The following is a 19,759-nucleotide window of genomic DNA, read 5'->3' as shown; positions in this document are numbered from 1 at the left end:
GGTTCTCAGTGCTCGGGGTGCAGCGAGCCGCCGATGTACATCGAGGCCAGCATGGCGAAGAGGAACGCCTGCAGGAACTGGATGAACATCTCGAAGCCCGTGAGGATGATGGTCATGACCACGCCGATGACGCCGACCGGCGCCCCCAGCGGGCTGAGCTTCTCGAAGAGGAACCAGAAGCCGACCATGCTGAAGAAGGCCAGCAGCATGTGGCCGGCGAACATGTTGGCGAACAGTCGGACCGCGTGCGTGAACGGCGCGATGATCAGGTTCGACAGGAACTCGATCGGCGACAGCAGCACGTAGATCGGCTTCGGCAGCCCCGGTGGGAACATCATGTTCTTGAAGTAGCCGACCGCGCCCTGGGTCTTCATGCCGAGGTAGACCTTGAGCACGTAGATCGAGATCGCGAGCACGGCGGGGAAGGCGATGTGCGAGGCCACGGGGAACTGCAGCACCGGGACGACGCCCATGAGGTTCCAGACCAGGACCAGGAAGAAGAGCGTCACCAGCAGGCCCATCCACCGATCGGCGTCCTTGCCCAGGAAGGGCCGGGCGATCTGGTCGCGGACGAACATGTAGCCGTATTCGACGACGTTCTGCACGCCCCTCGGCACGACCTTGGGGTTGCCGAAGGCGGCCCAGCACAGGCCGATCACGATGATGGCGCTGAGCAGCGCGAGCAGGACCGGCTTGGTGAACCAGTCGACCCCCGGGATGATGGGCGGCAGCTGGAACAGCTCGTCAGGCGTCGGCGCCCCGAACTGGTCGGCTGGTGGAGCGAGGACCGTCAGCGCATTCACGCGGCGTTCCCTTCAACGTCGTAGTAGATCACAAGGGTTTCCTCAGAGAAGCGATCGCTGCGTTGGGCTAGCGACCGTACTTCCGGTAGACCAGGTAGCCGCCGAGCACGACCCCAAGGACGATGCCTATCGGGAAGAACGCGGACATGTCCAACCAGCGGTCCAGCAACCAGCCGATACCGCCGTAGAAGGCCATCCCCGCGAGCAGATAGCTGGGGACTGACCACATGGCGTCGGCGAAGTCGCGACCGTCTTCTTCCGGTCGGCGTTCCTTTGCGCTCATCGCGGCCCCGACGATAGCAGGCGAGTAGAGGACTAGTCATATCGGACCCCGTCCAGCGCCAGCCTCATGAGTCGCCCTTTCCGGGCACCTTGGCTTCGGGGTCGACGTAGAGCAGCTTGGTCTTCATGAAGGCGCGGACTTCGAAGCCCGTCCACACGAGCGTGCAGATCACGACCGACCAGGCGAAGGCCATGGTGTTCCAGGCCGTGGTGTCGCGGAAGGCGGACAGCACGACCATGATGACGACGACCTTGACGAGATAGCTGACCATCGCCGCGATCGCCATCATCTGGGGAGAGATCCTGGCGGCATAGGACACCGCTACCACGCTGATGCTGAAGAAAACCCCGACCAGCACGGTGCCGAGCGCCGCACCCAGCGCGCCCTTGCCGCCTGCCGCGAGGAGCGACACGATCACGGCGACCACCCCGACCGCAACGGTCGGAATCGCGGCGCTCTTGAGTACGCGCACGTCGTTGGCCTGCATCGGTGCTCCATCAGCATGTTGTCAAGCGAGCGTTTGCTACCCCCCGAGCATGTGCGTCTGAGGGGCCCTGCTCGTGAAAGATATCACAAGCTCACGGAAGACCGCTTTTACCTGCCGTTTCTAGTTCGCGATCAAGAAGGTCATGAACGGCTCGGAAATGCAGGAATGACCGGATTTCCCTCGGCTGACGCGCGTTCGGGCGAGGTGCCGTCCGGCGGCATCCGCCGCCTGGCCTCGGGATCCGGCGGGATCGGCGGCATGGGACCGGTGGGCGGGCCGTCGTCGTCGGGCTCCCCGCCGCGCGGGGCCGCGTGCGCGCCGCCCTTGCCCCGCCAGCGCGGCAGCGCCATCACCACGAGCACGGCGAGGGCGAGCGCGATGACCGCGGGGAACAGCAGGACCGGCACACCGATCATGGACATCCCCACGACGCCGAAAGCGAACAGGAACGCCCACGCATACATGATCAGCACGGACCGGCGATGTGAGTGGCCGATGTCCATGAGCCGGTGGTGCAGGTGGCCGCGGTCGGGCGCGAAGGGCGACAGGCCGCGCGAGGTGCGCCGCACCACGGCGGTGATCAGGTCGACCAGCGGCAGGACCAGCACCGCGGCGGGCAGGAGCAGCGGCAGCACCACGGGGAACTCGTTCATGTCCCTGATGGCCGTCGTGTCGACCGGCGTCACCGTGACGATCGAGGAGGCGAGCACCAGGCCGATCAGCATGGCACCGGTGTCGCCCATGAAGATCTTCGCCGGGTGGAAGTTGTGCGGCAGGAAGCCCAGGCACGCGCCGATGAGGACCGCCGCGATGGCGGCCGTGGCGGTGATGTTGCTGCCGGTGATGTCCTGCGAAATGATGATCGAGTAGGCCCACGTCGCCATGCTCGCGATGCACACCACCCCGGCGGCGAGCCCGTCGAGCCCGTCGATGAAGTTGACCGCGTTGATGGTCACGACCACGACCATGATCGTGATGATCGTGCTGAGCGTGGGGTCGAGGCTGGTGGAGCCGCCCCAGTCTTCCGGCAGTGGGATCGAGGTCAGCCGCAACCCGAAGAAGACCAGCACCCCGGCCGCCGCGATCTGACCGGCCAGCTTGATGAAGGGGTCCATGCCCCACCAGTCGTCCAGGAACCCGGTGAGCGTGATGAGCCCGCCCGCCACGATCAGCGCCAGGACCGGCTCGACGCCGTTGTCTCTCAACGCCGCACCCGAGTAGGTCAGGCTGCTGGCCACCAGCAGACCGACCACCAGCCCGCCGTACATCGCCAGGCCGCCCAGCCTGGGCGTCGGCGTGGTGTGCACGTCGCGCTCGCGGACCTCCGGCATGGCCCCGATGCGGATGGCGAAGCGGCGCACCAGCGGAACGAGCAGGTACGTCACCGCTGCCGAGACGAGCGCCATGAAGAGGTATTCGCGCACGGACCTAGTTTCCCGGATGCTCCGGCCGACTGTGACCGGAAAACGACACAGACCAGCTTAATATTCGCTGAGATATGGCCGATGGATGGCGAGAAGCGCTGCAACTCTTTCCCTGACCTCGGCCGCGCTCCCCGGCCGACGCACCGCCCGGGTCACGAGCGTGCCCACCTCCTTGAGCTCCTGGGGGCCCATCCCCTGGGTGGTCACACACGGCGTGCCCACGCGGATGCCCGACGTGACCGACGCCGGCTCCGGATCGTACGGGATCACGTTGCGGTTGAGCGTGATCCCCGCCGCCGCGCACCGCCGCTCGGCCTCCGCTCCCGACACCCCCACGTCACGCAGGTCGATCAGCGCCAGATGCGTGTCGGTGCCGCCGGACACGGCCCGCATCCCCTCCACGGCCAGCGCCTCGGTGAGCGCCTGCGCGTTCACGATCACCCGCTTGGCGTAGTCGGCGAACTCGGGGCTCATCGCCTCCCCGAACGCCACCGCCTTGGCCGCCACCACGTGCATCAGCGGCCCGCCCTGGATGAACGGGAACACCGCCCGGTCGATCTTCTTCGCCAGCTCCCCGGTGCACAGGATGGCCCCGCCGCGCGGCCCGCGCAGCGCCTTGTGCGTGGTGAAGGTCACCACGTCCGCGTACGGCACCGCCGACGGGATCGCACCGCCCGCCATCAACCCGATCGGGTGCGCCACGTCGGCCATCAGCCACGCCCCCACCTCGTCGGCGATGCCGCGGAAGGCCGAGAAGTCGATCAGTCTCGGGTACGCGGTCGCGCCGCACACGATGAGCTTCGGCTGGTGCCGCAGCGCGAGGTCACGGACCTCGTCGTAGTCGATGAGCTCGGTGTCGCGACGCACGCCGTACGACACGACGTCGAACCATCTTCCCGAGAAATTCACCTTGGAGCCGTGGGTGAGGTGGCCTCCGTGCGGCAGCGCCATGGCCAGCATCGTGTCGCCGGGCTGCAGGAGCGCGGCGTAGGCGGCCAGGTTCGCGGAGGCTCCGGAGTGGGGCTGGACGTTGGCGTGCTCGGCGCCGAACAACTTCTTCGCCCGCTCGATGGCCAGCCGCTCGGCCCGGTCGACGACCTCGCAGCCGCCGTAGTAGCGGCGGCCCGGGTAGCCCTCGGCGTACTTGTTGGTGAGGGTCGAACCGAGGGCCGCCAGGACGGCGGGCGAGGTGAAGTTCTCGCTCGCGATCAGCTGGATCCCGCCGCGCACCCGGTCGAGCTCGTCTAGCAGCACCTGCGCGAGCTCGGGATCCTGCCGTTGCAGGAGCCCGAAGTCCGGACCGTAATAGGGCTGCGTACGCATTTCCCCACTGTACGACCTAATGTCCGGTTCTCCCAGGGCCGGGCCCCGCCCTACTGGGCGCGCAACGACCCGGCCGGGATGCGGATCCAGCGTGGGGTGTCGGCCGCCGCGTCGCTGATCGTGGTCAACACGGAGTGGCGGTAGGCGATCAACCTGTTGCGCCATTCGCGGATGTCCTGGACGTAACGCTCCCCCACGGGGGCGTCCCACGTCTGAGGGCTCACGGCCATTCCGTAGGCCTTGTCGAGGACCGTTCTGAGCCTGTCCAGCTGGGGCTTGACGGCGTCCCACGCATCGATGAGCTCTCCGTACTCGGGATTGAACCTGTAGGACGTCGGCATGTCATCCAAGGGACCGGCGGAGTGGCCGTCCGGGCGCTCTTCGGCGATGGTGTCCTTGGTGGGCCGTGGTTTCGGGGGGTCGGGGTCGGCGTACATCAGGCACTCCTTTCCGGCGTATCGGGATCGATCGCACCGGGTGGGCCGTCCGGCTGGATGTCCTCGGGCACCCATGCGCCCTTGCCGTACTCGCCGGGCGGGACCTGTACGGATGGCATCTCCTGGGGCTGGATCTCGCGGTGGTTCTCGATCAGCGACCGGATCGCGTCCATGTCGGGTGGTGCGACGTCCACGGACACGACGTCACTGCCGTCGTTCGCCCACACGTCGGCTGCTGCCCTGCCACCGCCCGCTCCACCGCCCTGGACTCCGCCGTCCTGCCCGGCCTCGGCGCCTCGGTCGGCGCCGTCGTGCCGGGCCCCGGCGCCCCGGTCGGCGCTGCCGTCGTCGTCTGCGGCCGTGACCGTGCCGGGCGCATCGGCCTGGGGGCTGCCGATGCCGGCTTCAGGCTGCGGGCTGTCACACGTGCCGGCGGGCGTCGCGCCGTACGCGCCGGTCCGCGCGTCCCCCGGCGAAGTGCCGGGCTGGCCGGACGTGCCGGTGCCGGATGCGCCGGGTGTGGTGTCGCTTTCCGGCGTGGCGGCCCCCGCCCCGGTGCCGGCCTCATCCGCGGGCGGCGTGGGCGGAACCGTCACACCGCCGCGGTCCGACGGGGTGTCGCCCGGTCTCGGATCTGCGCCGCCGGGGGTCGGACCTGTGCCACCCGGTGTCGGATCGGTGCCGCCGGGCGTCGGGCCCGTGCCACCCGGTGTCGGATCGGCGCCGCCGGGCGCCGAACCCGTGCCGCCCGGCGGCATGTCTCCGTCCCTGGGCGTGGTGCCCCTGCCGTCCGGCGTCGGGTCGCCGGGGGTGCGATCCGTGCCACCCGGTGTCCGGTCCGTGCCGGAGTCGCAGGCGTCGTCCGTTCTGGGAGTGGTGGACGGGTCGTCGATCGGCGTGACACCTGCCGGGCCATAGCCGTCCGAGGCCGTTGACGTGGGCGGGAGGGTCGCCTGCCCGCCGGCGGCCGTGGTCGGGCTGCCCGGGGTGATCGAGCCGGGGTCGCCGTCCGGGCGGATGACGCGTTCGGCCCACTCCCCTTTGCCGTACTCGCCCGCAGGCACCTGCACTCCGGGCATCTCCTGCGGCGGGATGTCCCGATGGTCCTCGATGACCGTCTTCAGGGCGTCCAGGTTGGGCGGAGTGGTGTCGGCGGAGACGACGTCGCTGCCGTCGTTGGCCCAGGGGTTGACCTCCGAGGCGATGGCGGTGGTGGTGTCGGCGGGCATCTTGGGCATTTCCGCCGGCTGGACCTTGTCGGTGTTCTCGAGGAGGGCCTCCACCTGCTCGGCCGTCGGCGGGTCGAGGGGGATCTGCAGGACCTTGACACCGTCGACCTCCACGACCTGCGGCTTGGTGGCGTCGGTGTCGTCGGGGTGGTCCTTGGCGGGCGTGTCGGTCGCGCCCCCGTTGTTGTCCGGCTCGGCCCCGCGATCGCGCCTGCTGTCCAGGCCGTCATCCTTGGGCTCGTCGCCAGGCTGATCCCCGGCCCTCCCGTCGGTCCCGGTGCCGCGGCCCCGGTCGTCGTCATCGCACGTCTTCCCGTCGGCATCGGGCTTACCGTCCGGGACCGTCTTGCCGTCCGGGACCGTCTTGCCGTCCGGGACCGTCTTGCCGTCCGGGACCGTCTTGCCATCGGGCTCGGTCTTACCGTCCGGGACCGTCTTGCCGTCCGGCTCGGTCTTGCCATCGGGGTCGGTTTTACCGTCCGGCTCGGTCTTGCCATCGGGGCCGGTTTTGGGCTCATCGCCCTTCTTGCCGTCGTCGTTCTTCGGGGGAACCTCGTCGGTGCCGGTCTTGTCGCCGGCGCGCGGGTTCTCGTGCCGTTCCCGTTCCCCGCGCGTTTCCTTGGGCTCGTCCCGGGGGCTCTCGACCCTCTTCTCCAGCACGTCGAGCCGGACGTTCACGTCCCTGATCATCTCTTGTATCGCGTCGGCGACCTGGGCGGGACGGTGGGTGGTATGGGTGGACAACCCGGCCCGGGTCAACTCGAGCCTGACCCGTTCCTCGATCGCCCGCATCTCCTTGGCGGCGTGCCTGACGTCGGTCAGCAGCTCACGGACGAGCTTGGGATCCATACCGTCGTACTTGCCCATGAACCACTCCCGGACGTGTCGCCGCTCCGGGCCTCACCGTAATCTTGGCCGGAGGGCCGACGCAGCCGGGATAAGCAGACGGTATACGTCTGCCGGCGAGTCAACCGATCAGTCGTCCGTGGCGACGTAGCCGATGATGCCGCGCAGCTTCTCGATCGGGATCGCGCCGCGCCGCAGCATCCTGGGCACGGCCGTGGTCAGGTCGAGGATCGTGGAGGGCGTGTTGTCGGTGGTCTTGCCGCCGTCGAGGTAGACCTCGACCGTGTCGCCGAGCTGCTCCTCGGCCTCCTCGACCGTGGTGGCGGCCGGGGCGCCGGAGCGGTTGGCGCTGGAGACCGCCATGGGCCCGGTCTCCTTGAGCAGATCGAGCGCGACCGGATGGAGCGGCATGCGGACCGCCACCGTGCCCTTGGTGTCCCCCAGGTCCCAGGAAAGGGCCCTGTTGGCCTTGCAGACGAGCGTGAGCGGCCCCGGCCAGAAGGCGTCTATCAAGTCCTGCCCGTACGGTCCCATGTCGTCTATGAGCGCTGTGGCGGCTCTGACGGTGCCGACGAGCACGGGCGGCGGCATGCCGCGGCCGCGCCCCTTGGTGTCCAGCAGCGCGGTGACCGCGGACGGTGTGAAGGCGTCCGCCCCGATGCCGTAGACGGTGTCGGTCGGCAGCACGACGAGCTCGCCCCGGCGCACGGCCGCGGCGGCCTCCATCAGGCCCACGGTGCGCTGCTCGGGGTCCGAACAGTCAAAACGTCTGCTCACGGCGTGCATCCTAATCCTGGCCCAGCCTGGCCGTGACGAAGCGGTCTCTTCTCGTGAGGTCCTGGCGCAGCCGTACGTCGCGCCAGCCGTTGTCCTCGGGGAACGTGAGGTAGACGGCCCGGCCCTGCTCGTCGGCGTGCTCGACGGCCACCCAGCCGCCGGGACGCAGCAGGCGGCGGGCCGTGCGCTCGACCGCCCGCACCTCGCCGAGCCCGTCGTCGCCCGAGCCGTAGAGCGCGCGCCCGGGGTCGTAGTCGCGCACCTCGGGGTCGCGCGGGATGGCGCCCGGCGGGATGTAGGGCGGGTTGGAGATCACCAGGTCGACCTTGCCGTTGAGCTCGGGCAGCGCCTCGGCGAGGTCTTCCGGGTGAAGGTGGGTGCGGCCCTGTCCGAGCTCGGAGATGTTGCGCTTGGCCCAGGTGTACGCCTCGGGGTCCACCTCCACGGCGTGGACCTCGGCCAGCGCCACCTCCTGGGCGATCGATAGCGCGATCGCGCCCGAGCCGGTGCCGAGGTCGACCACGAGCGGCGCGGTCACGTCCATCTCACGCAGCGTCTCGATGGCCCAGCCGGTCATGACCTCGGTCTCGGGCCGCGGCACGAACACGCCGGGACCGACCGCCAGCTCCAGGTAGCGGAAGTAGGCGTGCCCGGTGATGTGCTGCAGCGGCTCGCGGGCCTCGCGCCGGGCGATGCCCTCCCAGAACAGCGCGTCGAAGTCGCCGTCCTTGACCGTGTGGAGCTCGCTTCTGCGCACGCCGTGGACGAACGCCGCGATCTCCTCCGCGTCGGTGCGCGGTGAGGGCACGCCTGCCTCGGCCAGCCTGGCGGTGGCGAGGGCGATCTCGTCCAGCAGAAATGTCATGAGTGTTGTGCGAGCTTCTCCGCCATCTCGGCGTCGATGAGGGCCTGGGTGACGGCGTTGAGCTCGCCGTCGAGAACCTGGTCGAGGTTGTACGCCTTGAAGCCGACGCGGTGGTCGGAAATGCGGTTTTCGGGGAAGTTGTACGTGCGGACGCGCTCGGACCTGTCGACCGTGCGCACCTGGGACTTGCGCTCCGCCTGCGCGGCGGCCTCGGCCTGCTCCTGCGCCATCGCCAGCAGCCGGGCCCGCAGGATGCGCATCGCCGACTCCTTGTTCTGCAGCTGGCTCTTCTCGTTCTGGCAGGAGACGACCACGCCCGTGGGCAGGTGGGTGATGCGGACCGCGGAGTCGGTGGTGTTGACGCTCTGGCCGCCGGGGCCGCTGGAGCGGTAGACGTCGATGCGCAGGTCGTTGGGGTCGATCTGGACGTCGACCTCCTCGGCCTCCGGGTAGACGAGCACGCCCGCGGCGCTGGTGTGGATGCGGCCCTGCGACTCGGTGACGGGCACCCGCTGCACGCGGTGCACGCCGCCCTCGTATTTGAGCCTGGACCACACGCCCTCGTCGCCCTTGGCCTTGATGCCGACCGTGACGTCCTTGTATCCGCCCAGGTCGGACGGCTGCGCGTCGATGACCTCGGTCTTCCAGCCGAGCCGCTCGGCGTAGCGGAGATACATCCGCAGCAGGTCGCCGGCGAACAGCGCGGACTCCTCGCCGCCCTCGCCCGCCTTGATCTCCATGATGATGTCCTTGTCATCATTCGGATCGCGCGGGATGAGCAGGTGCTTGAGCCGCTCCTCCAGCTGGGGGATGCGCTCTTCGAGCTCGGCGGCCTCGGCCGCGAACGACTCGTCCTCGCCGGCCAGCTCCTTGGCGGCGGTCAGGTCCTCTCGGACCGACTCCAGCTCGCGGTAGGTGGTGATGATCGGGGTGAGCTGGGAGTAGCGCCTGCCGAGGGCGCGGGCCTTGCTCTGGTCGGCGTGCACGGCGGGATCGGCGAGCTGAAGCTCCAGCTCGGAATACTCCTTGAGCAACTCGTCGAGGTTCACCGTGGGTCCTTACAGTCTTGGGTTCGGCCGTTACACCAACAACGCCGGCCCGGCGCACGCAGGCGCGCGCCCGGGCCGGCGTGAGTGGAGCTACTTGCCCGCGGCCTTCTTGCCGAAGCGCTTCTCGAAGCGCGCCACCCGGCCGCCCGTGTCGAGGATCTTCTGCTTGCCGGTGTAGAACGGGTGGCAGGCAGAGCACACGTCGGCGTGGATCACGCCGTTCTTGGCGGTGCTGCGGGTGGTGAACGTGTTACCGCAGGAGCAGGTCACCTGGGTCACGACGTAGTCAGGGTGGATGTCGGGCTTCATCGCTGTCCTTTCGGGCTGCGGCCGCCGGGTCGCCTTCACGCATGGCGTGAACCGGAACCGCAAAATGGTCAGCTACCAGTGTGCCAGATCGTCCAACCATCCCAGGCCATCAGGCATTCCCGTGATCTTACGGCAGACCGGCTTGCACCACACTAGGCTCCCTTGCACCATTCGTCACTTACCAAAAGGACCACGGATGAAGAGAAGGGTGCGGTTGCTGCTAGCGACCGCCACGGGGGCCGCCGTTCTCCTCGGAGGCACCGGCCTGACCGCCGCCGGTGCATACGCCTCCACCCAGGCGCTGGCCATGGCGGACGACTTCACGGGAGAGGCCTCCGCGAGCGCGTCCATCCCGCTCGAGGGCGACGTCCAGGGGACCGTCACGCTCAACCTCAAGGAGCCGGCCAAGGTCACGAGCGTCACGGGCAGCATCGAGCCGCCGGGCAAGGCGGCCAAGACGGTGACGTTCGACTTCAGGACCGGTGACACCGCCGCGACGCAGAAGATCACCGGCAAGTGGACGGTCAGCAAGGACGACCCGGCCGGCGACTGGAAGCTGAGCGTCGTGGTCACCCGCGACACGGGCGCGAGCACCACGCCGTTCGTGGTCCAGGTCTCCGGCAAGCAGGGCATCAACGGCGCCAAGGTCAGCCCCGACCCGGTCCGGCTCGTCAAGGGCAAGGACGTCCAGGTCTCGGTCGAGGCTTCGGTGAAGGACGCGACCTCGGTGTCGGCCAAACTCGTCAGCGACGGCGGCGGCGAGTTCTACAACCTCGGCGAGCTGGCCAAGGAGTCGGACGGCTACTACCGCGGCTCCACCTACTTCGCCGACGACACCGTCCCGGGCGACTGGACCCTCGAGGTGTACGCCCACAAGGGCGACCAGACGCTCAAGGGCGTGGCGGCGTTCACCGTCGTGGCGCCCGAGGGCGGCGCGTCCAAGAAGACCAAGACCAGGGTCACGATCGCGGCGCCGAACAAGGTCGCCAAGGGCAAGACGTTCAAGGTGTACGGCAAGGTCTACCTGGGCTCGAAGGCGTACAAGGCCAAGACCGTCGAGGTGTACTTCAAGGCCAAGGGCACCAAGACGTACAAGCTTTTGGGCTTCGCCAAGTCGACCTCGACCGGCAAGTACTCCAAGACGTTCAAGGCCAAGAAGGACGGCTACTACCGGGTCAAGGTGCCCGGCACAAGCAAGACGCGGAGCTCGCTGTCGCCTCAGGAGTTCGTGGACGTCAAGTAGCCCGGCCTCCCCGCCGCCACCACGAGCGGCCCTCGCCGTACTCCGGCGCGGCCCCTTCAGGGGAAAAAGGCCCGGCTGGGGTCCTTGAGGGGAAGGGGCCCCGGTGGGGTCCTTGAGGGAACGGGCCCCGCTGGGGTCCTTGAGGGGAAGCGGTCCGGCTGGGGTCTTGAGGCGAGAGGGTGACTCCGGCCCCGGTCCTTGAGGGCGAGAGAGGGCTCCCGCCCGTGTGGCCCGAGAAGGAGAGCCGGGAGGAGTGGAACAGGCCGCGGCGGCGCCGATCAAGCACGGGGTCGGCGTGCCACGACGCTGACCTGCGACGAAGCGGCACGCGCAGCGCGCCGGGCGGCTAACGTCCCAGGTAGGTCAGCACGGCCAGCACGCGCCGATGGTCCTCGGGCGCCGGCCCGAGGGCCAGCTTGGCGAAGATGCCGGAAATGTGTTTCTCGACCGCCCCTTCGGTGACGACGAGGCGGGCGGCGATGGCGGTGTTGGAGCGGCCCTCGGCCATCAGGGCGAGGACCTCGCGCTCCCGGGGGGAGAGCGTGTCGAGCGGGGCGCCGCGGCGCTGGCGGCTGAGCAGCTGCACGACGACCTCGGGGTCGATGACCGTGCCGCCCGCCGCCACCTGCCGCACCGCCTCCAGGAACTCGGCCACGTCGGCCACCCGCTCCTTCAGCAGGTAGCCGACGGCCTTGCCGATGAGGTCGCCGGCGTAGCGCTCCTCGACGTACTGCGACAGGACCAGGATGGGGAAGTCGGGGCGGGCCGCGCGGAGCCGCAGCGCCGCCCGCAGGCCCTCGTCGGTGTGGGTGGGCGGCATGCGTACGTCGACGATCGCCAGGTCGGGGTCGTGCTCGAGCACCGCGGCCTCCAGCGCGGACCCGTCGGAGACGGCCGCCACGGTCTCGATCCCGCCGTCGGCGAGGAGCCGGGCGAGCCCCTCGCGCAGCAGTACGGAATCCTCGGCGATGACCACGCGCATGGCCCCATGCCTACCACTCGCAGGGCAGCTCCGCACGCACGATGGTGGGCCCGCCGATGGGGCTGTGCAGAACGAGCACGCCGTCGATGGTGGCCGCCCGGTCCGCCAGTCCCGACAGCCCGCCGCCGGGGGTGACGACCGCGCCGCCGACGCCGTTGTCCCACACGTCGACGATCACACCCCGTTTGTCCCTGAACACCGACACCGACGCCTCCGTCGCCGCCGAGTGCTTGGCCATGTTGGCCAGCGCCTCCGCGACGATGAAGTACGCGATGCTCTCCACCGCCGCCGGCGGCCGCTCCTGCAGGTCAACCGAGACGTCCACGCGGATGGGCGCCCGCGCGGCCAGCCCCGACAACGCGGCGTCCAGGCCGCGGTCGCTCAGGATGGCCGGATGGATGCCCCTGGCCAGGTTGCGCAGCTCGGCGATGGCGGCCTTGGTGCCCGCGTGGGCCTGGGCGATGAGCATCCGGGCCTCCTCGGGCTCGGTGTCGAGCTTGGCCTGTGCCCGCCCGAGATCCACCGCGACGGACAGCAGGCGCTGCTGGGCGCCGTCGTGCAGGTCGCGCTCGATCCTGCGTCGTTCGGCCTCCGCCGCGTCGATCCCGCGGGCGCGGCTGGCCCGCAACCGCTCCTCCTCGCTGCCGCCGAGCAGCACGACCGCGAGCGTCCCGTGCAGCCAGGCCATGCCCCGCACGCAGTACGCGGTCAGCACGAGCATCGCCACGCCGAGGACCGAGAACACCCAGGCGGCCGTCCAATCCTCCACGACGTACTCGCGGCCCCCTGTCGCCTCTTCGATCACGAGGATGAGCGGCGCGAACAACGACATGCCCGTGGCCACCCACAACGCCGCGGACAGCGCCGCCTCGACCAGGCCGAGCGGCAGCAACATCAGCAGGTAGCCCAGATCCTTCCAGGTGGCCGGGTCGGTCACGAGCCAGTGGATGTGCGCCCCCACCCCGCGCTCGGGCCGGCTCCGGTACGGGTCCTGGATCCTGATCCCCAGGGCCGCGCCGAGCATCCTGCGCTCCAGCATCGCCCCGCCGCGCCACATCAGCACGGTCGCCATCGCCAGGGGCACGCCGACCCAGACGATCGTGAGCGTGACCGAGGTCGGCACCGCGAACGACAACACGACGAACCAGCCGAGCCCGAACACCACGCTGACCAGCAAGTACGGTGCCGCACGCCAGGTCATCGGATCGACCAGGACACCCAGCGGACCCTTCGGCCCGAGCGGCACGCGGTCTTTCAACGCCACGGATCGCATGCCATAAGCGTGCCGCCGGAGACGACCGGAGTGAATGCGGCCAACATCCGTCGCAGGGTAGGGCTACCCCCACCGTTCCCGCCGCCCCCGGCCACGACGCCGCCCACCTCCGTCAGCGGCAATCCGGCGCGGTCCGGCGCCACGCCCCCGGAACAGACGAAAGGGGCGGCAGGGGAAAAGTAACCCCTGCCGCCCCTTTCGGACGGAGCCGCTAGTCGCGGTCGTTGCTCACCGTGGTCTTCTGGACCTGCAGGAGGAACTCCGCGTTGGACTTGGTCTCCTTCATCTTCTCCAGGAGCAGCTCAAGCGCCTGCTGCATGTCCAGCGCGTGCAGCACGCGCCGCAGCTTCCAGACGATCTGGAGCTCTTCCCTGGCCATGAGGATCTCTTCCTTACGGGTGCCGGACGCGTCGACGTCCACCGCCGGGAAGATCCGCTTGTCCGCCAGGGACCGGTTGAGCTTGAGCTCCATGTTGCCGGTGCCCTTGAACTCCTCGAAGATGACCTCGTCCATCTTGGACCCGGTCTCGACCAGGGCCGTGGCGAGGATCGTCAGCGAGCCGCCGTTCTCGATGTTGCGGGCGGCGCCGAAGAACCGCTTGGGCGGGTAGAGCGCCGTGGAGTCGACACCACCCGACAGGATGCGACCGGACGCCGGGGCCGCCAGGTTGTAGGCGCGGCCGAGGCGGGTGATCGAGTCGAGCAGGACGACCACGTCGTGGCCCAGCTCCACCAGGCGCTTGGCCCGCTCGATGGCGAGCTCGGCGACCGTGGTGTGGTCTTCGGCGGGACGGTCGAAGGTCGAGTGGATGACCTCGCCCTTGACCGACCGCTGCATGTCGGTGACCTCTTCAGGCCGCTCGTCCACGAGCACGACCATCAGGTGGCACTCGGGGTTGTTGCGGGTGATCGCGTTGGCGATCGCCTGCAGCACCATCGTCTTACCGGCCTTGGGCGGCGAGACGATGAGGCCGCGCTGGCCCTTGCCGATCGGCGAGACGAGGTCGATGATCCGCGTGGTGAGGATGTTCGGCTCGGTCTCGAGGCGCAGGCGCTCCTGCGGGTAGAGCGGCGTCAGCTTGTTGAAGTCGGGCCGGTTGCGGGCCTGCTCCGGGTCCATGCCGTTGACGGTGTCGAGGCGGACCAGGGCGTTGAACTTCTCGCGCCGCTCGCCCTCGCGGGGCTGCCTGACGGCGCCGGTGATGACGTCGCCCTTGCGCAGGCCGTTGCGGCGGATCTGGGCGAGCGAGACGTAGACGTCGTTGCTGCCCGGCAGGTAGCCGCTCGTCCTGACGAACGCGTAGTTGTCGAGGATGTCGAGGATGCCGGCGATCGGGATGAGCACGTCGTCGTCGCCGATGACGGGCTCGCTGCTGTCGAAGCGGTCACGGCCACGGCCGCGGTTGCGCTCCCTGAAGCGGCCCCTGCGACCGCGTCCGCCGCGCTCTTCGTCGTCGCCGCCGCCGCTGCGCGGCTGTTCGCCGCGCGACTGCTCGCCACGCTGCTGGTCGCCACGCTGCTGGTCACGCTGCTGGTCACGACCGCCCGCGTCGGCGGCGCGCTGGTCGGCGCGGCCGCTCTCAGCACGGCCGCCCTCACCGCGGTCGTTGCCCGAACGGTCGCCGCCGCGCTCGCCGCGCTCACGGCGCTCGCCACGGCTGCGACGCTCGCGACGGCTCTCGCCGCGCTCGGCGCGTCCCTCGCCCTGCGCGGCGTCGGCGGCCTGGGGCTGCTGCTCCACGACCGGCTCGGCCGGGGCGGCGACGGGCTCGGGAGCCGCGGCCACGGGCTCAGGGGCCTCGGCAGCGGGCTGCTGCGGGGCGGGCTCCTCGGCGGTCTTGGCTCGGGAACGTTCCCTGCGCGTCCGGGTGGGCCGCTCGGCGGCCGGGGCCGCCTCCGCCGCGGCGGCGGGCGCCTCGGCGGCGGCCGCGGGAGCCTGCGTGCCTTCTCCGGAACCGCCACCCTGCTTCTCCTGGATGGCCGCGATGAGCTGGCTCTTCCGCATGCGCCCGGTCCCGCTGATGCCCAGCTCCGCCGCGATCTTCTGCAGCTCGGGCAGCACCTTGGCGGACAGGCCGGTGCCGGAGCGACGCGCACGCGGCTTGGCCGGAGCGCGGGTGGGGGTGTCGCCGGACGCCGGCTCTGCGCCTGATGCGTCGGAGAGGAGTTCGGTGGTGTCGCTCAACTAAAAGGTCCTTCCCAGGGGTCGGGCGCCGGTTTTGTTATGCCGGGCGTCCCGGAGGTGCTTGCGATCCGGCGGGACAGACCGGGTCGGGGTGCACTCTGCGATCTTCGGCTGTCGCTGGAGACGGCCGCCACTCTTGGGGAGGGGCTCGTCCACGCCGCCAATGGGCCGTGGCGCGTGGCTGACACCCCCCAGATTGCTGTCGCCAACCAGATGTCGAATTGAATCGAACGCGCAGGTCCCCGTCGTCGCCGCCTCGTTTCGAGCCAACCGGGTGTGGGCCAACCGGAGGCATTCGATTCCGGGGAGACAGCCGCGCTGCCCACGCCTCGCGACGTGAAGCATGATGCAGCGATGTATGGCTGACAAGCACGCACCCACCAAGGGGGCATCTGGTGCGGCTATCAGCCTAACATCACCAGCGCACACGGCTATTCCCTGAAGGTCTAAAGAGGCATCAGCGTGTCTCGGGGAACTGAACGTTCGCACCAACCGGGTCGACGTCCATTAGCTGGATGTGCCAGTCATTACCCACTTCTGGCGCGATCAAATCCTGCGTATCCGATGTCGAAAACGCAAGAACCGTGGGACCCGCTCCCGAAACGACTGCGGGCACGCCCACTGCACGGAGACGTTCTACCAGATCCACGCTGTCCGGCATCGCAGGCGCGCGGTAATGCTGATGGAGTCGATCTTCAGTGGCGGCGAGCAGCAGCCCCCGCTCCGGCCGCTGGGTCAACGCGGCGATCAGCAACGCGGCCCTGCCGGCGTTGAAGGATGCGTCCTTGTGGGGCACGTCCTTCGGCAGCAGCCCCCGTGCGGCCTCCGTGGACAGCCGCGTCGACGGAACGACGACGACCGGGCGGACCCGCTGGTCGGGGACTAGTTTCACCATATGCGGCGCTCCGGTGTGGTCGGACCACGCCACGGTCAAACCACCGGCCAGACATGGCGCCACGTTGTCGGGATGGCCCTCCATCTCGGTGGCCAGGGCGAGCACGTCGTCGTCGGAGAATTCGGCCTCCGCGAGCGCCCGCGCGGCGAGGATGCCCGCGCAGACGGCCGCCGACGAAGAGCCCAGGCCGCGCGCGTGCGGGATCCTGTTGCGGCAGCGCAGACGGATCCCCTCCGGCTGGGCGACCCCCATACGGCCGAACGTCTCGCGCATCGCCCTGACGACCAGGTGTCCCTCACCGAGAGGGACCTCCCCCGCGCCCTCGCCCTCCACGGTGACATGCACGCCGCGCTCTTCGGTGAGCGTGGCCTCGACATCGTCGTGCAGGCTCAGCGCCAGCCCGAGCGCGTCGAACCCCGGCCCCAGGTTGGCCGACGTGGCGGGCACGCGGATGTCAACGGTCCTCAATCATTCCTCACTCCCTGTTCGCCCCCGTCAGGCGAGGTTGAGCGCCGCCGCGGCGGCGTGGACGTCGATGGGGATGACCACCGGCGCCGGCGCCCCCGAGATGGCCCAGTCCGGGTCCTTGAGCCCGTTGCCGGTCACCGTGCAGACGATCGTCTGCCCCGGCTGGACCATTCCCTGCGCATGCGCCTGCAGGAGGCCGGCGACACTGGCCGCGGAGGCCAGCTCCACGAACACGCCCTCCTCCTGCGCGAGCAGTTTGTACGCCGCCGCGATCTGCCGGTCGGTCACCGACTGGATGGCCCCGCCGGACTCGTCGCGCGCCGCCGTGGCCAGGGCCCACGACGCGGGGTTGCCGATGCGGATGGCGGTGGCGATCGTGTGGGGACGGGCCACCGGCGCGCCCTCGACGATCGGCGCCGCCCCGCTGGCCTGGAACCCGAACATCCGGGGCCGCTTGGTGGCCACGCCGTCGGCGCAGTATTCCTGGTATCCCATCCAGTAGGCCGAGATGTTGCCCGCGTTGCCCACCGGGATGCAGTGGATGTCCGGGGCGTCGCCCAGCGTGTCGACGATCTCGAACGCGGCCGTCTTCTGCCCCTGCAGCCGGAACGGGTTGACCGAGTTGACCAGCGCGATCGGATAGCTGGACGACAGCTTGCGGGTCATCTCCAGGCAGTCGTCGAACGACCCCTCGACCTGCAGCAGCGTGGCGCCGTGCACGAGCGCCTGGGCCAGCTTGCCCATGGCGATCTTCCCCCGAGGCACCAGGACGGCGCAGGTCAGCCCCGCGCGGACGGCGTAGGCCGCGGCCGAGGCCGAGGTGTTGCCGGTGGAGGCGCAGATGACCGCCTTGGCCCCCTCTTCGACCGCCTTGCTGATGGCCATCGTCATGCCGCGGTCCTTGAAGCTGCCGGTCGGGTTGGCCCCCTCGACCTTCAGGTAGACGTCGCAGCCCGTCAGGGCCGAGACGCGGTGGGCCGGCACCAGCGGCGTGCCGCCCTCGAGCAGCGTGATGACGGGCGTCTTCGGCGTGACGGGAAGACGCTCGCGGTATTCCTCGATGAGGCCACGCCACGACCTGCTCATGATGACTCCCTACCTGCGGTGTTGGGCACTGAGTGTACGGGGTGCGAGGGGTCGGCGAGGATTCGCCTCCGCCCGTGGGGCGGATCCGTTGGACAGGGCCACTATTCAGGAAATTCTCAGCATCTCCCGATAAGGTCTCGGCAGGGGGTCACGACCATGAACGCGCGTCCTGCTTTGAGGCAGAACGACTATTCACCGATCGAAGCGCCGCAGCTCGGCGCCTGGTCACCCGCCCTTTCCGTGAGCGTGGTGATACCCGCGCACGGCGGGCAGGACAAGCTCGACCTGACGCTGGCGGCGCTGGCGGCGCAGACGTACCCGGACCACCTGATGGAGGTCCTCGTCGTCGACGACGGCAGCGAGCCGCCGCTCCGGCTGCCCGAGATCCGGCCGGTCAACACCCGCGTCGTACGCGTGCGGGACGGCTGGGGCATCTCCAACGCCGTCAACACCGGCGCCAAGGCCGCCGACGGCGAGATCATCCAGCGCCTCGACTCGGACATGGTGGCCTGCCGCGAGCACATCGAGGCCCTGGCCCGCTGGCACCACGTGACGGACTACCTGGTCACGATCGGTATGAAGAAGTTCGTCGAGGCGCCGCCCCTCACGCCGCGCCAGGTCTTCCGCGCGGGACACCTGGGAGAGCTGTTCAAGCTGGACGAGGCCGTGTCCAGCTCCACCGAGGCGACGATCGCCAAGACGGACGGGCTGCGCAAGAGCCGCAATCCATACCACGTGTGCACGGGGCCGACCTTCGCCCTTCCCAGAGAGGTCTTCCACGCCGTGGGCGGCCTCGACCCGACCGTGGCGCGGGGCGAGGACACCGAGTTCTCGTACCGGCTGGCGATGCACGGCGTGGTGTTCGTGCCCGACATGAACGCGCAGGCCGTCCACCTGGGGCTGCCCGCCCAGCACCGCGACCGGGAGCGGGCCGTGCGGGCGGTGGAGCCCTATCTGGCGCACCGGATCCCGCTGCGCAGGGACCTGCGCAAGGATCGCGGACGGCGGTGGCTGGTGCCGTACGTCGAGATCGTCCTCGACGTCACCGACACCTGCGAATCGGTGGTTCGCGAGGCCGTGGCGGCGGCGCTGGACGGCAAGCAGCAGGACGTCGTGGTGACGCTGGTGGGGCCGTGGTCGCGGCTGACCGACTCGCGGCGGTCGGTGCTGTCGGATCCGTGCTTCGAGCTGCGGCTGCTGCGCGACCTGTTCACGCACGACGAACGCATCCGCCTGATCGACGAGGCCGCGCCGACGCCCGCGCCCACCCCGTTCCGCTACCGCGGGCCCGTCGACGTGCCGCTGCACCGGGTGACGTTGGAGCGGATGATCGAGTCGATGCAGAAGGACCTCGCCGGCGTCCTGGTCGTGGACCTCCCCGACGGGCGCACCGCGCGCCTGGAGCGCACGTCGGCGCTGGGCCGCGCCGTGCTGCTCACCGGCCCGGGGGCCGACCTGGACGCCGTCATCGCCGACACCCACGGCGTACGCCACGAGCCGCCGGACCGCTACTGGCCCGCTCCCAAACAATCGGAACCGGTCACCATCCCTGCCCCGGTGACGGTCCCCGTGGAAGTCCCGGAGAAGACCCTCCTGAGGCGCCTGAAGTCCGCCCTCCGCCCCAACTGACCCCGTTCCAGGGCGTCCACCCCCGCCACACCCGCGCCTTCCACCCGCACCGCGGCGTCGCGCCCGCCTACCGCGCCGTCCGCCCATGGCAGGTCGCATCCGGCCGGCCGACGCGCCGTCGACGGAAGGCATGCCCTCGGCGAGACGGGCGCTCGGGAGAACCGGC

The 19,759-nt window shown here is 69.8% G+C and carries 18 protein-coding genes; 2 read left to right on the top strand and 16 right to left on the bottom strand.

What is annotated here, in order from left to right; translation table 11 throughout:
* Positions 1–5: 5 nt before the first annotated feature.
* The 11 genes from atpB to rpmE all read right to left on the bottom strand — a co-directional run bounded on the left by atpB (position 6) and on the right by rpmE (position 9,832).
* Positions 6–803 (bottom strand): F0F1 ATP synthase subunit A, encoded by a 798-nt coding sequence (atpB, locus tag ID574_RS20980; protein ID WP_188190621.1) that lies wholly within the window; start codon positions 801–803, stop codon positions 6–8.
* 67 nt (positions 804–870) lie between these two features.
* The gene (locus ID574_RS20975) at positions 871–1,086 is read right to left on the bottom strand and encodes an AtpZ/AtpI family protein (protein WP_223166915.1); all 216 of its coding nucleotides are present in this window, start codon (positions 1,084–1,086) and stop codon (positions 871–873) included.
* 64 nt (positions 1,087–1,150) lie between these two features.
* Positions 1,151–1,573 (bottom strand): Cg1360 family ATP-synthase-associated protein, encoded by a 423-nt coding sequence (locus ID574_RS20970; protein WP_188190620.1) that lies wholly within the window; start codon positions 1,571–1,573, stop codon positions 1,151–1,153.
* A gap of 140 nt (positions 1,574–1,713) precedes the next feature.
* Positions 1,714–2,997, bottom strand: coding sequence for a glycosyltransferase family 4 protein (locus ID574_RS20965; protein WP_188190619.1), 1,284 nt, complete (start codon positions 2,995–2,997; stop codon positions 1,714–1,716).
* Between the two features lie 57 nt (positions 2,998–3,054).
* Positions 3,055–4,320, bottom strand: coding sequence for a serine hydroxymethyltransferase (gene glyA, locus ID574_RS20960; RefSeq protein ID WP_188190618.1), 1,266 nt, complete (start codon positions 4,318–4,320; stop codon positions 3,055–3,057).
* 50 nt (positions 4,321–4,370) lie between these two features.
* Entirely contained in the window at positions 4,371–4,757 is a 387-nt protein-coding gene (locus tag ID574_RS20955) for a hypothetical protein (protein WP_188190617.1), read from the bottom strand.
* Positions 4,757–6,853: a hypothetical protein gene (locus ID574_RS20950; protein WP_188190616.1), complete on the bottom strand. Its 2,097-nt coding sequence runs from the start codon at positions 6,851–6,853 to the stop codon at positions 4,757–4,759. Before ID574_RS20950 ends, ID574_RS20955 begins: the two co-directional genes overlap by 1 nt.
* A 108-nt stretch (positions 6,854–6,961) precedes the next feature.
* Positions 6,962–7,609 carry an L-threonylcarbamoyladenylate synthase gene (locus ID574_RS20945; RefSeq protein WP_188190615.1) on the bottom strand — a complete coding sequence of 216 codons (648 nt, stop codon included), beginning with the start codon at positions 7,607–7,609 and terminating at the stop codon, positions 6,962–6,964.
* Between the two features lie 10 nt (positions 7,610–7,619).
* Positions 7,620–8,474: a peptide chain release factor N(5)-glutamine methyltransferase gene (gene prmC, locus ID574_RS20940; RefSeq protein ID WP_188190614.1), complete on the bottom strand. Its 855-nt coding sequence runs from the start codon at positions 8,472–8,474 to the stop codon at positions 7,620–7,622.
* Positions 8,471–9,523: a peptide chain release factor 1 gene (gene prfA, locus ID574_RS20935; RefSeq protein WP_188190612.1), complete on the bottom strand. Its 1,053-nt coding sequence runs from the start codon at positions 9,521–9,523 to the stop codon at positions 8,471–8,473. Before prfA ends, prmC begins: the two co-directional genes overlap by 4 nt.
* A 90-nt stretch (positions 9,524–9,613) precedes the next feature.
* Positions 9,614–9,832 (bottom strand): 50S ribosomal protein L31, encoded by a 219-nt coding sequence (gene rpmE / locus ID574_RS20930; protein WP_188190611.1) that lies wholly within the window; start codon positions 9,830–9,832, stop codon positions 9,614–9,616.
* 196 nt (positions 9,833–10,028) lie between these two features.
* Between rpmE and ID574_RS20925 the strand changes: the two genes are divergently transcribed.
* Positions 10,029–11,075: a hypothetical protein gene (locus ID574_RS20925; RefSeq protein WP_188190610.1), complete on the top strand. Its 1,047-nt coding sequence runs from the start codon at positions 10,029–10,031 to the stop codon at positions 11,073–11,075.
* Positions 11,076–11,421: 346 nt separating this feature from the next.
* Here ID574_RS20925 and ID574_RS20920 read toward each other — a convergent pair whose 3' ends face one another.
* The 5 genes from ID574_RS20920 to thrC all read right to left on the bottom strand — a co-directional run bounded on the left by ID574_RS20920 (position 11,422) and on the right by thrC (position 17,964).
* On the bottom strand, positions 11,422–12,057 hold the full coding sequence (locus ID574_RS20920) for a response regulator (protein ID WP_188190609.1): 636 nt from the start codon (positions 12,055–12,057) through the stop codon (positions 11,422–11,424).
* Between the two features lie 10 nt (positions 12,058–12,067).
* Complete coding sequence (locus ID574_RS20915) at positions 12,068–13,330, bottom strand: sensor histidine kinase (protein WP_223166914.1); 1,263 nt, start codon at positions 13,328–13,330, stop codon at positions 12,068–12,070.
* A gap of 211 nt (positions 13,331–13,541) precedes the next feature.
* A complete protein-coding gene (gene rho / locus ID574_RS20910) occupies positions 13,542–15,515 on the bottom strand; it encodes a transcription termination factor Rho (protein ID WP_188190608.1) in 1,974 nt (657 codons plus the stop codon).
* Positions 15,516–15,972: 457 nt separating this feature from the next.
* Positions 15,973–16,878 (bottom strand): homoserine kinase, encoded by a 906-nt coding sequence (thrB, locus tag ID574_RS20905; protein WP_188190607.1) that lies wholly within the window; start codon positions 16,876–16,878, stop codon positions 15,973–15,975.
* Between the two features lie 27 nt (positions 16,879–16,905).
* Positions 16,906–17,964, bottom strand: coding sequence for a threonine synthase (gene thrC, locus ID574_RS20900; protein WP_188190606.1), 1,059 nt, complete (start codon positions 17,962–17,964; stop codon positions 16,906–16,908).
* Between the two features lie 156 nt (positions 17,965–18,120).
* On the opposite strand from thrC, the gene ID574_RS20895 reads away from it, so the two are divergent.
* On the top strand, positions 18,121–19,593 hold the full coding sequence (locus ID574_RS20895) for a glycosyltransferase family 2 protein (protein WP_188190605.1): 1,473 nt from the start codon (positions 18,121–18,123) through the stop codon (positions 19,591–19,593).
* Positions 19,594–19,759: the final 166 nt, after the last annotated feature.

The organism is Nonomuraea sp. SYSU D8015, from assembly GCF_008065375.1.
Taxonomy (GTDB): domain Bacteria; phylum Actinomycetota; class Actinomycetes; order Streptosporangiales; family Streptosporangiaceae; genus Nonomuraea.
Note: the sequence above shows the minus strand (reverse complement) of the source record. Positions and strands in the feature narration are given on the sequence as shown.

What these genes read in the sequence shown, in the direction of transcription:
- ID574_RS20895 (WP_188190605.1), top strand. Translation starts at nt 18,121, where the DNA reads ATGAACGCGCGTCCTGCTTTGAGGCAGAACGACTATTCACCGATCGAA.
- glyA (WP_188190618.1), bottom strand. Translation starts at nt 4,320, where the DNA reads ATGCGTACGCAGCCCTATTACGGTCCGGACTTCGGGCTCCTGCAACGG.
- thrC (WP_188190606.1), bottom strand. Translation starts at nt 17,964, where the DNA reads ATGAGCAGGTCGTGGCGTGGCCTCATCGAGGAATACCGCGAGCGTCTT.
- prmC (WP_188190614.1), bottom strand. Translation starts at nt 8,474, where the DNA reads ATGACATTTCTGCTGGACGAGATCGCCCTCGCCACCGCCAGGCTGGCC.
- ID574_RS20915 (WP_223166914.1), bottom strand. Translation starts at nt 13,330, where the DNA reads ATGCGATCCGTGGCGTTGAAAGACCGCGTGCCGCTCGGGCCGAAGGGT.
- ID574_RS20970 (WP_188190620.1), bottom strand. Translation starts at nt 1,573, where the DNA reads ATGCAGGCCAACGACGTGCGCGTACTCAAGAGCGCCGCGATTCCGACC.
- ID574_RS20925 (WP_188190610.1), top strand. Translation starts at nt 10,029, where the DNA reads ATGAAGAGAAGGGTGCGGTTGCTGCTAGCGACCGCCACGGGGGCCGCC.
- ID574_RS20920 (WP_188190609.1), bottom strand. Translation starts at nt 12,057, where the DNA reads ATGCGCGTGGTCATCGCCGAGGATTCCGTACTGCTGCGCGAGGGGCTC.
- ID574_RS20950 (WP_188190616.1), bottom strand. Translation starts at nt 6,853, where the DNA reads ATGGGCAAGTACGACGGTATGGATCCCAAGCTCGTCCGTGAGCTGCTG.
- ID574_RS20975 (WP_223166915.1), bottom strand. Translation starts at nt 1,086, where the DNA reads ATGAGCGCAAAGGAACGCCGACCGGAAGAAGACGGTCGCGACTTCGCC.
- ID574_RS20955 (WP_188190617.1), bottom strand. Translation starts at nt 4,757, where the DNA reads ATGTACGCCGACCCCGACCCCCCGAAACCACGGCCCACCAAGGACACC.
- rpmE (WP_188190611.1), bottom strand. Translation starts at nt 9,832, where the DNA reads ATGAAGCCCGACATCCACCCTGACTACGTCGTGACCCAGGTGACCTGC.